This window comes from Micromonospora sp. NPDC023956 (assembly GCF_040639195.1).
GTDB lineage: Bacteria > Actinomycetota > Actinomycetes > Mycobacteriales > Micromonosporaceae > Micromonospora.
The window spans coordinates 215,107-227,831 of record NZ_JBEZZN010000006.1; the positions used below are offsets into that span (position 1 = coordinate 215,107).

The window sequence follows — 12,725 nt, forward strand, 5'->3', positions numbered from 1 at the left end:
CGTACCGGTCATGCCGCGCCCGCCAGCGTCGCCGCGACGCCGTGCCGGTCCAGGTCGGTCAGCCACCCGGTCACCGCCGTACGGACCCCCTCGTCGGCGCCCACCTCGGCCGGGAACACCTCGGTCAGGCCGAGCAGCGCCCCGGCCACCCCGGCGGGGGTGTCCGGGTGCCCGGCGAGGGCGGCCCGGATCCGGTCGGCCAGCGGGTCGTCCAGCGGCAGCGCCGTACCGTCGTCGGCCCGGCCCCGGACGAACCGCATCCAGGCGGCCACCACGAGCGTCGCCCAGCGGGCGTCCCGACCGTCCGCGCGCAGGTCGGCGATGGTGTGCAGGACCCGCTGCGGCAGCTTCTGCGACCCGTCCATCGCCACCTGAAGGGTGCGGTGCCGGATCGCCGGGTTGGTGAACCGGGCGATCACCTGGTCACCGTAGTCGACCACGGAGACGCCGTCCGGCGGGGTGAAGCTCGCCGCGACGTCCTCGGCGACCAGCCGCCGCAGCACCGTCTCCAGGTGCGGCAGGGCCAGCGCGTCGGCGATGGTCTCCCGCCCGGCCAGCGCGCCGAGGTAGGCGGCGGCCGAGTGCACCCCGTTGAGGGCGCGCAGCTTCAGCCGCTCCCACGACCCGGCGTCGTCGGTGAGCACCGCCCCGGCAGCGGCCCAGTCCGGCCGACCGCCCGGGAAGACGTCCTCGACCACCCACTGCCGGTACGGCTCGGCCGCGACCGCTGCGAGGTCGGCCACGCCCAGCGCCCGGCGCGCCTCGGCGAGGGTCTCCTCGGTGCTGGCCGGCACGATCCGGTCCACCATCGTGCCCGGGAAGGTGACGCAGGCCGCGACCCAGGCGGTCACCCGGTCCGGCACCCGGGCGTACGCCAGCGACTGCTCGACCAGGCCGCGCAACCGGTGGCCGTTGGCGGGCAGGTTGTCACAGCTGACCAGGGCGATCGGCCCGGCGTCGGTGGCGGCACGGGCGAGCAGGCCGCGCACCAGCAGCCCCGGCACCGTGCGCGGTGACCGGTCGGTGGTCAGGTCGGCGACCACCTCCGGGTCCGGGCGCAGCCGTCCGCTGACCGGGTCGAGCTGGTACGCCTTCTCCGTCACGGTGAGGGTGACCACCCGGACGCGCGGGTCGGCGAGCAGGGCGACCACCGCCCCCGGGTCGCTGGCCGCGTGTCGCACCCCGGCGAGCGCGCCGACCACCTGGGTGTGGCTGCCCTCGGCGGAGCTGGTGGTCACGCTGAACAGCCCGTCCTGCGCGGCCAGCGTGGTGACCAGCCCGGTGCTGCGCGGGGCGACGCCGATGATGCCCCAGTCGCCACCGGAGTACGCCATCGCCGCCTCGGTGTAGACCGCCTGGTGGGCCCGGTGGAACGCGCCGAGTCCCAGGTGGACGATGCCGACGCCGACCGTGCCCGGCCGCACCAGCGGTCGGCTCGCCTCGGGCAGCCGGCGCAGGGTGCCCAACCCGAGCTGGGCCGTGCCCGGGGTCATCGCCACACCGGCCCGTCCGGGAAGCGGAACTCGGCGATCGACTCCGCCTTCATCGTGGCGCTGTAGCCGGGCTCGGTGGGCAGCAGATAGCGTCCCTCGCGGGTGCGGACCGGGTCGACGAAGTGTTCGTGCAGGTGGTCGACGTACTCGACCATCCGGCCGTCCAGGCTCGTGCCGGCCCGCAGGTAGTCGAAGATCGCCAGGTGCTGGACGTACTCGCAGAGCCCGACCCCGCCGGAGTGCGGGCAGATCGGCACACCGAACTTGGCGGCCATCACGATCTCGGCGAGCACCTCGTTGACCCCGCCGACCCGGCAGGAGTCGATCTGCATCACGCCGATCGCCTCGGCCTGGAGGAGCTGCTTGAAGATCACCCGGTTGGCCGCGACCTCACCGGTGGCGACCCGGCACCGGCCGCCGGTCAGCTCGGTCACCGCGCGGGCGATCCGGGCGTGTCCGAGGATGTCGTCGGCGTGCGTCGGCTCCTCGATCCAGTACGGGTCCACCTCGGCCAGTGCGGCCATGTTGGTGATCGCCTCGTCGACGTCCCAGACCTGGTTGGCGTCCATCATCAGCAGCGCGTCCGGGCCGATCTCCGCCCGGATGATGCGGGCCCGGCGCAGGTCGTCGGCGGGCGGACCACCGACCTTCATCTTCATCGCCCGCCAGCCGGCCGCGTACGCCTCGCGGGTCAGCGCCCGCACCTTGTCGTCCGGGTAGCCCAGCCAGCCGACCGAGGTGGTGTACGACGGGAAGCCGTCCCGCTCCAGCAGGGCGAGCCGGTCGGCCATCCCGTCGCGGCCCTTGTCCAGGATGGCGGCCGCCTCGTCCGGGGTGAGCGCGTCGGTGATGTGGTGGAAGTCGATGCTGCCGACCAGTTCCTCGGTGGACATCTCGGCGAGGAACTGCCACATCGGCTTGCCGGCGAGTTTGGCCCGCAGGTCCCACACCGCGTTGACCACCGCGCCGGTGGCCATGTGGATCACGCCCTTCTCCGGGCCGAGCCAGCGCAGCTGCACGTCGGCGCTGAGCGACCGCCAGAACGTCACCTGGTCGGCGGCGATCTCCTCGACCGTCCTGCCCTCGACGTGGTGCGCGAGGGCCCGCACCGCCGCACAGGTGATCTCGTTGCCCCGGCCGTTGGTGAAGGTGAACCCGGCCCCGGTGACGCCGGCGTCGGTGCGCAGCTCCACGTACGTGGCCGAGTAGTCGCCCTTGTTGATCGCGTCCGAGCCGTCGCCGGTGCGCGCGGTGGGGAACCGCACGTCGTGCACGTCGACGCCGGTGATGGTGACCGTCATGAGTTGACCCCGATCTTGAAGACCTTCTTCGGCAGCCGGTACGCCAGGTCGACGATGGTCTCGGCTGCCTCGTCCTCGGCCAGCCGGTGCTCGGCGACCAGTCGGGCCAGGAAGGCCGCGTCGACCCGACGGGCTACGTCGTGGCGTACCGGGATGGAACAGAACGCGCGGGTGTCGTCGACGAACCCGGCGGTGTTGTAGAAGCCGGCCGACTCGGTCACCGACTCGCGGAAGCGGCGCAGCACCTCGGGGGAGTCCAGGAACCACCAGGGCGCGCCGAGGTAGAGGGCGGCGTACCCGCCGGCGAGCGGGGCGAGTTCCCGGCTGAAGGTGTACTCGTCCAGGGTGTAGACCACCACGGTCAGCCGGGGGTCGTTGCCGTACGCGTCCAGCAGCGGGGTCAGCGCGTGCAGGTACTCGGTGGCCTGGGGGATGTCGCCGCCGACGTCCCGCCCGTGGGTGGCGTACAGCCACCTGTTGTGGTTGCGCACCGAGCCCGGGTGCAGCTGCATCACCAGGCCGTCGTCGAGTGACATCCGGGCGAACTCCACCAGCATGTGTGCCCGGAACGCCTCCGCGTCGCCCGCGTCGGCCTCCCCGCGTCGGCCCCGGTCGTAGAGCGCCGCCGCCTCCGAGGCGCTGAGGTCCAGCGTCAGGGCGGTGGGGTGGCCGTGGTCGGAGGAGGTGGCCCCGGCCGCGACGAAGGCCGCCCGCCGTTGCCGCAGGGCGCGCAGGAACCCCGCGTAGGAGCCGGTGTCCTCGCCGGAGATCTCGGCGAGCTGGTCGACGTTGGCCGACCAGTTGTCGAACTCCATGTCCACCACGTTGTCCGGGCGGAACGTGGTGATCACCCGCCCGCCCGGACCGCCCCACCCGTCCGCGGCGAGCTTGGCGTGCCGGCCCAGGTCGTCGAGGGGGGACTCGGTGGTGGCGAGCACCTCGATGCCGAACCGCTCGAACAACGCCCGGGGCCGGAACGCCGGCTCGGTCAGTCGGGCCGCGATCGCGTCGTAGACCTCGTCGGCGGTGGCCGGGGAGAGCCTCGTGTGCACGTCGAACACCTCGCGCAGGGTCTGCTCCAGCCACAGCCGCGACGGCGTGCCCCGGAACAGGTGCCAGTGGTCGACGAAGCGCCGCCAGATCCGTCGACCGTCGCTCTCCACCGGGCTGCCGTCGACCGTCGGGACGCCCAGCTCGGCCGGGCGGACCCCCTGGCTGAGCAGCATCCGGGTGAGGTAGTGGTCCGGGACGATCAGCAGCCGCGCCGGGTCGGGGAAGGGCTGGTCGTCGGCGAGCAGCGCCGGGTCGACGTGCCCGTGCGGCGAGATGATCGGCTGGCGCGCCGCCAGGGCGTACAGCTCCCGGGCCAGGGCGCGTTGCCCCGGTTCGGCGGGGAAGAGCAGGTCGGTGCGGTTCGTCGGCACGGGTGTCGCTCCTCGGCGATCGGCGGGGCGGGTCAGGGCAGGGTCAGCAGGTCGGCGACCCGGACCGGCTGCCCCGTGTCGAAGGATCGGTTGGCGGCCAGGCCGGTGAGCAGTGCCATCGCGCCGTCCTGGGCGGTCGCCGCGCGGCCCATCGGGTCCGGCTCACCGCCGAACAGCACCCGGTTCATCCGGGCGTCCGCGCCGCCGTGCCCCTCCCGGGTGTACCCCTCGATCGGCACCGTCTCCGGCGGGGACCAGAACGGCCGCAGGGTGATGGTCGCCGAGCCGGCCTCGACCGCCGCCTCGGTGCCGTGCAACGCGGCGCCCTTGAGCGCTCCGGCGGCCTGCGGGCTGACGAAGTGGCTCTCCACGACCTCCAGCTCCAGCCGGCCCCGGCTGCCGTTGACCATCACCCGGTAGCCCTCCCACGGGGCGTACGCGGTGAGGTGGTAGGTCATGGTCGCGCCGGTGGAGTAGCGGGCCAGCACCGCCATGTCGTCCTCGATCGTCACCCCGGGAGCGAAAACGTTGCGGTCGCGGTGGTACCCGTCCTCGCCCTCGGCGTCGAGGTACAGCTCCCGCAGCCGGGGGTGTGCGGCCAGGTGCAGGGCGAACGGGTCGTCGCCGGCGGCGGCGGAGCCGTGCACCCGGTCGTAGTCGCGGGCGTAGCCGTGTCGCCGGCCGTGCTCGCCGTAGAAGAACAACCGGCCGGCGGCGTAGACCTCGACCGGGACGGCGTCCAGCCACCAGTTGACCAGGTCGAAGTGGTGGCTGGCCTTGTGCACCATCAGCCCGCCGGAGTTGGCGCGGTCGCGGTGCCAGCGGCGGAAGTAGTCGGCCCCGTGCCGGACGTCGAGCAACCACTCGAAGTGCACCGAGCCGATCTCGCCGACCGCCCCGTCCGCGAGCAGGCGCCGGACCTTCTCGTGCAAAGGGTTGTAGCGATAGTTGAACGCCACCCGCACCTGTCGACCGGTCCGCGCCACCGCGTCGAGGATCCGCTGGCAGCGGGGGGCGTCGACGGTCATGGGCTTCTCGGTCACCACGTCGCAACCGGCGTCCAGCGCGGCCACGATGTACTCGTCGTGGGTGACGTCGACGCTGGTCACCAGCACCACGTCGACTCGCTCCTTGGCGAGCATCGCGGCGAACTCGTCGGCGTGGTAGGTCGGCACGGCGGGGTGGCCGAGCTCGACCAGCCAGCGGTTGTGCGCGTCCATCCTGGCCTGGTTGACGTCGGCGAAGGCGACCAGTTCGGCGCTGTCGGCGTGGTCGAGCACCAGCGCCCGGACGAACATCTCGGCCCGTGCCCCGGCGCCCACCAGGGCGTGCCGGGTCCGCGGTCCGGTTCCGGATGACATCACGATCGCCTCCCGGCGGCTGCAAAGGTTTGCAGCGAAGTAACCATGTCGGTTACGCCTGCGTCAACGGTCGATGTCAAAGCGGTGGTTTAAATCCTCCTTTGCCCGTTTAATCCCTGCGGTGGGAGCGCAGCCGAAATGGAACCGACATCGAGGAACCCGTTGACAGCAACACAACCGTTTGCATTAATTGGCGACACCCACGTGACCGCAGCCACACCCGCAATCAAGGGGCCGCCGTGCCAGCCACCATCCGAGACGTCGCGCGGGCCTCCGGCGTGCACATCTCCACGGTCTCCCGCACGTTCTCGGCCCCGCACCTGGTCAACCCGGAGACCCGGGTCCGGGTCCTCGCCTGCGCCGAGGAGCTCGGCTACCGGCCGAACCGGGCCGCCCGCGCCCTGATCACCGGGCGGACCCACAACATCGGCCTGATCATCGCCGACATCGCCAACCCGTTCTTCCCTCCGCTGATCAAGGCGGCGGAGAGCCAGGCCCGGCACCGCGACTACCACGTCTTCGTCGCCGACACCAACGAGGACCCGGTCGCCGAGGAGGAACTGGTCCACGCGCTGGCCAAGCAGGTGGACGGGGTCCTGCTCTGTAGCCCCCGGATGAGCAACAGCCTGATCGAGCAGCTCAGCCGGGAGGTGCCCCTGGTGGTGATAAACCGCCAGGTCGCCGGCCTGCCCTGCGTGATGATGGACGTGGGCCAGGGGGCGCGGGCCGCGATCGAGCACCTGCTCGCCCTCGGCCACCGGAAACTGGCCCTGCTCAGCGGCCCCCGCGGCTCGTGGACCAGCCGGGAGATCCGCCGGTCCGCCGTGGCGGCGGCCCGTAGCGGGGGCGCGGAGCTGACCGTGCTCGGCCCCAACCCGCCCACCGAGACCGGCGGCGCCGGACTGGCCGACCAGGTCCGCCGGAGCGGGGTCTCGGCCGTGCTCGCCTACAACGACCTGATGGCGATCGGGCTCATCGACGGGCTCGACGCGTACGGGATCCGGGTGCCGCAGGACGTCAGCGTCGTCGGGATCGACGACATCGCGCTGAGCCGGCTCACCCGACCCAAGTTGACGACGGTGGCCACGCCTACCTCGGCCGCCGGCCGGACGGCCGTCGACATGCTCCTGCAACACGACGCCGGCGTTCGCCCGCGCGGTGTCCGCAGCGGCACGTCCGACGACCGTCGCACCACCGCACAGGTAATGCTCCAGACCGAACTGGTCATCCGCGACTCGACCGCACCCGCAACGCCGGACGGTCGATGCCGTTCCGGTGCCGTCGCCGACCCGGACCCGCACTGTCCTGCGGGCCCGGGTCACCCGGTGGCGACCACCGGTGGCGTCGTCGCCTCCTAACGCCAAGGAGTGAGCGCACATGCACCCCGCAACCACCCCCACCGCCGGCCCGCCCACCGGGCCTTCTCACCGTACTCCCCGCCGTCGGTTGCTCCGCGGCCTGCTCGCGGCGGTCGTCGCCGTACCGCTGGTGCTCGGCGCCGCGGCCTGCGGGGACGACGACGCGGCCAGCTCCGACCCGAACGCCCCGGTGAAGCTCTCCATCTTCTGGTGGGGCGGTGAGGCCCGCGCGAAGCTGACCGAGGAGGCGCTGGCCCTCTACACCAAGAAGCACCCGAACGTCACCTTCGAGAAGACCTGGCAGGCCAACCAGGGCTACTTCGACAAGCTGGCCACCCTCACCGCCGGCGGCAACCCGCCGGACATCTTCCAGATCGACGACAACTACCTGTCCGAGTACGCCTCCCGCAACACCACGCTCGACCTGACGAAGTACAAGGACGACGGGGACCTCGACGTGTCGAAGTTCCCGGAGAGCCTCTGGCAGTACGGCGTGGTCAACGGCAAGCTGGCCGGCATGGCCGCCGGGGAGAACACCCAGGGCCTGGTCTACAACAAGACCCTCCTGCAGAAGAACGGTCTGCCCGAGCCGACCACGGGGATGAGCTGGGAGGAGCACATCGCCTGGGCCGAGCAGGTGGCGAAGAAGACCAAGCTCGGCACCCAGGACCCGAGCGCCGACTACAAGGCGTTCTGGGTGTGGCTGCGCCAGCAGGGCAAGGACCTGTACAACGGCTCCGACCTCGGCTTCACCGTCGAGGACGTGACCAAGTGGTTCGAGCTGTGGAAGGGCGCCCGGGACCGCAAGGCCACCCCGACCGCGGACGTCATCCACGAGGGCAACGCCACCGACATCACCAAGCAGCTCGTGGTGACCGGCAAGTCGGCGACCTCCTGGGTCTGGGTCAACCAGATGCCCGAGCTGAAGAAGAACACCAAGGACGAACTCGGCGTGATCGCCTACCCGGGTGACCCGAGCGCCCAGTGGGCCCGCGCCTCGATGTACTGGTCGGTCTTCCGGGGCAGCAAGCACCGGGACGTCGCGGTCGACGTGCTGAACTTCCTCGCCAACGACCCGGAGGCGGTCAAGATCCTCGGCACCGACCGGGGACTGCCCTCCAACCTGGACCTGCGCAAGCAGGTCAGCGACGCGGTCTCCGACCCGGCCATGAAGCAGTCCATCCAGGTCGAGTCGGAGCTGGCGCAGAAGTTCGGGGCGGCACCCCAGGTGCCGATCAAGGGCCACAGCAAGGTCCGCTCCGAGCTGACCAAGGCCGCCGAGAACGCGCAGTACGGACGGGCCACCCCGGCCGAGGCGGCGAAGCAGTTCGTCGACGCCTGCAAGTCCGCCATCGCCTGACCCGCCAAGGCTCGGAGAGGAGTCGGCCCGTGGCCCTGACCACCGCGCCCGACCCGACCCGCCGCGGCACCGGATCCGTCCGGCCCCGCGCCAACCGGCGCGGGGCCGGCGGACTCCGGAACAGCGAAGGTCTGGCGGGTTACGTCTTCCTGTCGCCCTGGCTCATCGGCCTGATGGCCGTCACGGCGATCCCCATGCTCCTGTCGCTCTACCTCAGCTTCACCAACTACGACATCCTGACCCCCTGGTCGGAGGTCGGGTGGGTGGGATTCGCCAACTACGAGCGGATGTTCACCAGCGACCCGTCCTACTGGCACGCCGTCCAGGTGACGCTGAAGTTCGCCCTGATCGCGGTGCCGCTCAAGCTGGCCGCCGCGCTCGGGGTGGCCCTGCTGCTCAACCACGCCTGGCGCGGGGTCGGGCTGTTCCGGGGACTGTTCTACCTGCCGTCCCTGCTCGGCGGCAGCGTCGCGCTCGCCATCGTCTGGGTGAACATGTTCAACCGGGACGGTGCGTTCAACTCGCTGCTCGCTTTCTTCGGCATCGAGGGCAAGCCCTGGGTGAACGACCCGGACTGGGCGCTGGAGACCCTGATGGTCCTGGCGATCTGGCAGTTCGGCGCGCCCATGGTGATCTTCCTGGCCGGGCTCAAGCAGGTCCCGACCGAACTGTACGAGGCCGCCTCGGTCGACGGGGCCAACAAGTGGCGGCAGTTCCGCGCCGTCACCCTGCCGATGCTCTCCCCGGTGATCTTCTTCAACCTGGTGCTGGAGACGATCAACGGCTTCCAGGGCTTCACCGCCGCGTTCGTGCTCAGCAACGGCACCGGCGGTCCGGTCGACTCGACCCTGATGTACACGCTCAACCTGTACATCGCCGGCTTCACCGACCTGAACATGGGCTACGCCTCGGCGATGGCCTGGGTCTTCCTCATCGCCATCGCCATCATCACCGCGATCTTCTTCAGCACCGGGCGGTTCTGGGTGCACTATTCGGACGGGGAGGACCGGTGACGGCGATCGCATCCCCGGCGGCCGCCCGGCGGCGCGGTGGCGTCGGCCGGCAGACGGTACGCCTGCTCGTGCTGGTCGCGATCCTGGGAGTGGTGCTCTACCCGCTGTTCTGGATGCTCGGCACGTCGGTGAAGTCCCAGCAGGAGATCGTCAACAACATCGGTCTGCTGCCGGAGGTCTTCACCCCGGGCAACTACCGGGACGGATGGACCAACTTCGACATCAGCTTCGGCCGGTTCTTCCTGAACAGCGCCATGGTCAGCCTGCTGTCGGTGGTCGGCAACGCGGTCTCCTGCCTGCTGGCCGCGTACGCCTTCGCGCGGTTGCGGTTCAAGCTGCGGGGCGTCTGGTTCGCCGTGATGATCGGGACGCTGCTGCTCCCCGGCCACGTGCTGATCGTTCCGCAGTACATCCTCTTCCGGAGCATGGGCATGGTCGGCGGCGACTGGCCGTACCTGCCCCTGCTGGTCCCGCAGTTCCTGGCCACCGAGGCGTTCTTCGTCTTCCTCATGGTGCAGTTCATGCGGGGGATCCCCCGGGAACTGGACGAGGCTGCCAAGATCGACGGAGCCAGTCCGTTCGGCATCTTCCGGCACGTCATCCTGCCGCTGAGCCGCCCGGCGCTGGTCACCACGGCGATCTTCTCGTTCATCTGGACCTGGAACGACTTCTTCCGGCAGTTGGTGTTCCTCTCCGACCTCGAGGACTACACCGTCCCGGTGGCGCTGACCCTGTTCATCGACTCGACCAGCCAGAGCGCGGTCGGACCGATGTTCGCCATGTCGGTGCTCTCCCTGCTGCCGGTGTTCCTGTTCTTCGTCGCCTTCCAGCGGATGCTGGTCGAGGGCATCAACACCAGCGGCCTGAAGGGGTGAGGTGATGAGCGTCGACGCGCCCGTCCGGCGGGACTGGCGGGACACCGCCCGCGACGCCAGCGACCTGGCCGTACTCGGTTTCACCCTGGTCCTGGCCGCGCTGCCGGTGCTGACCGCCGGGGCGGCCGTGGCCACCGCCAGTGCGGCGGTGCACGACTGGCTGACCACCGGGACGTGGCCGTCGGCGCGCGACAACCTGCGCCGGTACGGCCGGGCGCTCCTGCCCGGCGTACCGGTGACCCTGCTGGTCCTGGCCGTCGCCGCGCTGGTGGCGGTGGACCTCGCCGCCCTGGCCCGGGGCGCGGTGCCCGGCGGCACGCCGATGGTGCTGGTCACCGCCGTGGTGGTGGCGGCAGCCCTCGGGTACGCCGCGGTGGCCGTGGTCGAGGTCGGCCGTGCCGGCGGCCGGGACTGGCGGGCGGCGGCCCGGACCGCCGCCCGGTCCTGCCTCGACCGGCCGGCGCTGTGGGCCGGCACCGGGGCGGTGGCCGCGATCGTCGCGCTGCTCACCGCCCTGGTCCACCCGGTCGCGGTGCCGGTCCTCGCCGGGTACGCCGTGGCCGCCCTGCACGCCGTGAACCGTCGTCTTCCGGCGACCCGATGGGAGCACCCGTGACCGAACCGACCACGCCGGTCAGCGGCCACCCGTCCGGTGCGCGGCAGCCGACCCGGACCGCCCAGCCCGGCGTCGATCCGGGGCACCCGGACGATCCCCGCCTGCGGGTGGGGGAGCGGGAGGTGGCCCGCTACGTCCTCGACCCGGCCCTGGACCCCACCCACGGCCCCCGTCCCTACCTGCACCCGGTGCGGACCCTGGCCGGCACGACGGTCACCGACGCGCTCCCGGCCGACCACGTCTGGCACCTCGGCGCCTCCCTGACCGTGCAGGACGTCAACGGCACCAACCTGTGGGGCGGGCGCACCTACGTCCGGGGCACCGGCTACACCTGGCGCGACGACCACGGCCGGATCCGCCACGTCGACTGGGACCGGCGCGACCCCGACCGGCTGGAGCACCGGCTGCACTGGTGCGACCGCGACGGCGGGATCCTGCTCACCGAGCGACGCCGGCTGGCCGCGCGGGCCCTCGGCGACGACGGCTGGGTGCTCGACCTCGACTACACGCTCACCGCCCCGGACGACACCGACGTCGCCCTCGGCAGCCCGGCCACCAACGGTCGCCCCGGTGGGGCCGGGTACGGCGGGTTCTTCTGGCGGGCCGCCGCCGCCACCCCACCGCGGGTCCGCACCGTAGGTGCGGAGGGGGAGGAACGGGTCAACGGCAGTGCCGAGCCCTGGGTCGCGCTGGCCGGCACCACGGCGGAGGGGGCGGCGTACACCCTGCTCTTCGCCGGCCTGGCCGACGGCGACCGGTGGTTCGTGCGCAGCAGCATGTACCCGGGGGTGTGCGCGGCGTTCGCCTTCGACACCCCCCGGGTGATCCCGGCCGGCACGTCCCGGTCGGGCCGGCACCGGGTCGCGGTGCTCGACGGGCACCTCGACCGGGACGCCGCGACCGCGCTGGCCGCCCGGCTGGACCGGCCGTGACCGGCGGCCCGCCGGGTCCCGAGGTGGTCACCATCGGGGAGACCATGGTGGTGTTCAGTCCCGACGGGTCGGTCCCGCTGGAGGCGGCCGAGCGGATGACGGTGCACGTCGGCGGCGCGGAGTCCAACGTCGCCAGGTACCTCGCCGCGCTCGGGCACCGGGTGGCCTGGGCCAGCCGGGTCGGGGACGACCCGTTCGGCCGGATGGTGCTGCGGCACGTCGCCGACGCCGGGGTCGACGTCACCGGGGTCACCGTCGACCCGGACGCGCCGACCGGCGTCTACGTGAAGGACCCGACCCCGGAGGGGACCCGCGTCCACTACTACCGGGCCGGCTCGGCGGCGTCCCGGCTCGATCCGACGCTGCTCGACCACCCCGGTGCCGCCGGCGCCCGGCTGCTGCACCTCAGCGGCATCACCCCGGTGCTCTCCGAATCGTGCCGGGCGCTGGTCGAGGCGGCGCTGGTCAGTCGACCGCTGCCCGGCGTCACGGTCAGCTTCGACGTCAACTACCGGCCCGCACTGTGGCCCGTCGAGCGGGCCGCGCCGGTCCTGCGGGACCTCGCCGACCACGCCGACGTGGTCTTCGTGGGACTGGACGAGGCGCAGACGCTGTGGGGCACCCCCGACCCGGCGGCGGTGCGCCGGCTGCTGCCCGGACCGTCCGTGGTGGTGGTCAAGGACGGGGCGGTGGGCGCGACCGCGCTGGCCCGCGACGGCCGGGTGAGTTTCGTACCGGCGCTGCGTGTCCCGGTGGTCGAGCCGGTCGGCGCGGGTGACGCCTTCGCCGCCGGCTGTCTCTCCGCGCTGCTGCGCGATCTCGACCCGGTGGCCGCCCTGCGCTGGGGCCACCTGGTCGCCGCGCACGCCCTGCGGGTGCCCGGCGACCACGCCCCGCTGACCGGGCGGGCACACCTCGACGACCTGGCGAGCGTGCCGGCCGACCGCTGGCCGACGGTGCGCCTGCCCGAACCCCGCCCCGAAGGGACCTGA

The 12,725-nt window shown here is 72.2% G+C and carries 11 protein-coding genes; 7 read left to right on the forward strand and 4 right to left on the reverse strand.

Annotation, left to right across the window (positions count from 1 at the left end; translation table 11 throughout):
- Window positions 1-8: 8 nt before the first annotated feature.
- Genes AB0F58_RS14880 through AB0F58_RS14895 form a run of 4 tightly spaced genes read right to left on the reverse strand, consistent with a single transcriptional unit; the run spans window position 9 to window position 5,579 of the window.
- Complete coding sequence (locus AB0F58_RS14880) at window positions 9-1,499, reverse strand: mannitol dehydrogenase family protein (protein WP_357142633.1); 1,491 nt, start codon at window positions 1,497-1,499, stop codon at window positions 9-11.
- The gene (locus AB0F58_RS14885) at window positions 1,490-2,794 is read right to left on the reverse strand and encodes an enolase C-terminal domain-like protein (protein ID WP_357142634.1); all 1,305 of its coding nucleotides are present in this window, start codon (window positions 2,792-2,794) and stop codon (window positions 1,490-1,492) included. Before AB0F58_RS14885 ends, AB0F58_RS14880 begins: the two co-directional genes overlap by 10 nt.
- Window positions 2,791-4,218 (reverse strand): glucuronate isomerase, encoded by a 1,428-nt coding sequence (gene uxaC, locus AB0F58_RS14890; protein WP_357142635.1) that lies wholly within the window; start codon window positions 4,216-4,218, stop codon window positions 2,791-2,793. Before uxaC ends, AB0F58_RS14885 begins: the two co-directional genes overlap by 4 nt.
- A 32-nt stretch (window positions 4,219-4,250) precedes the next feature.
- Window positions 4,251-5,579 carry a Gfo/Idh/MocA family oxidoreductase gene (locus tag AB0F58_RS14895; RefSeq protein ID WP_357142736.1) on the reverse strand — a complete coding sequence of 443 codons (1,329 nt, stop codon included), beginning with the start codon at window positions 5,577-5,579 and terminating at the stop codon, window positions 4,251-4,253.
- 239 nt (window positions 5,580-5,818) lie between these two features.
- Between AB0F58_RS14895 and AB0F58_RS14900 the strand changes: the two genes are divergently transcribed.
- From AB0F58_RS14900 to AB0F58_RS14930, 7 genes are all read left to right on the forward strand, one after another.
- Window positions 5,819-6,937, forward strand: a complete 1,119-nt coding sequence (locus AB0F58_RS14900; protein WP_357142636.1) for a LacI family DNA-binding transcriptional regulator — start codon at window positions 5,819-5,821, stop codon at window positions 6,935-6,937.
- 19 nt (window positions 6,938-6,956) lie between these two features.
- Window positions 6,957-8,297 (forward strand): extracellular solute-binding protein, encoded by a 1,341-nt coding sequence (locus AB0F58_RS14905; protein ID WP_357142637.1) that lies wholly within the window; start codon window positions 6,957-6,959, stop codon window positions 8,295-8,297.
- Between the two features lie 29 nt (window positions 8,298-8,326).
- The gene (locus tag AB0F58_RS14910; protein ID WP_357142638.1) at window positions 8,327-9,310 is read left to right on the forward strand and encodes a sugar ABC transporter permease; all 984 of its coding nucleotides are present in this window, start codon (window positions 8,327-8,329) and stop codon (window positions 9,308-9,310) included.
- Between the two features lie 113 nt (window positions 9,311-9,423).
- On the forward strand, window positions 9,424-10,185 hold the full coding sequence (locus tag AB0F58_RS14915) for a carbohydrate ABC transporter permease (protein ID WP_357142737.1): 762 nt from the start codon (window positions 9,424-9,426) through the stop codon (window positions 10,183-10,185).
- A gap of 4 nt (window positions 10,186-10,189) precedes the next feature.
- Entirely contained in the window at window positions 10,190-10,801 is a 612-nt protein-coding gene (locus AB0F58_RS14920) for a hypothetical protein (protein ID WP_357142639.1), read from the forward strand.
- Window positions 10,798-11,733, forward strand: a complete 936-nt coding sequence (locus AB0F58_RS14925) for a PmoA family protein (RefSeq protein ID WP_357142640.1) — start codon at window positions 10,798-10,800, stop codon at window positions 11,731-11,733. The genes AB0F58_RS14920 and AB0F58_RS14925 overlap by 4 nt, the downstream gene beginning before the upstream one ends.
- Window positions 11,730-12,725, forward strand: coding sequence for a sugar kinase (locus AB0F58_RS14930; protein WP_357142641.1), 996 nt, complete (start codon window positions 11,730-11,732; stop codon window positions 12,723-12,725). The genes AB0F58_RS14925 and AB0F58_RS14930 overlap by 4 nt, the downstream gene beginning before the upstream one ends.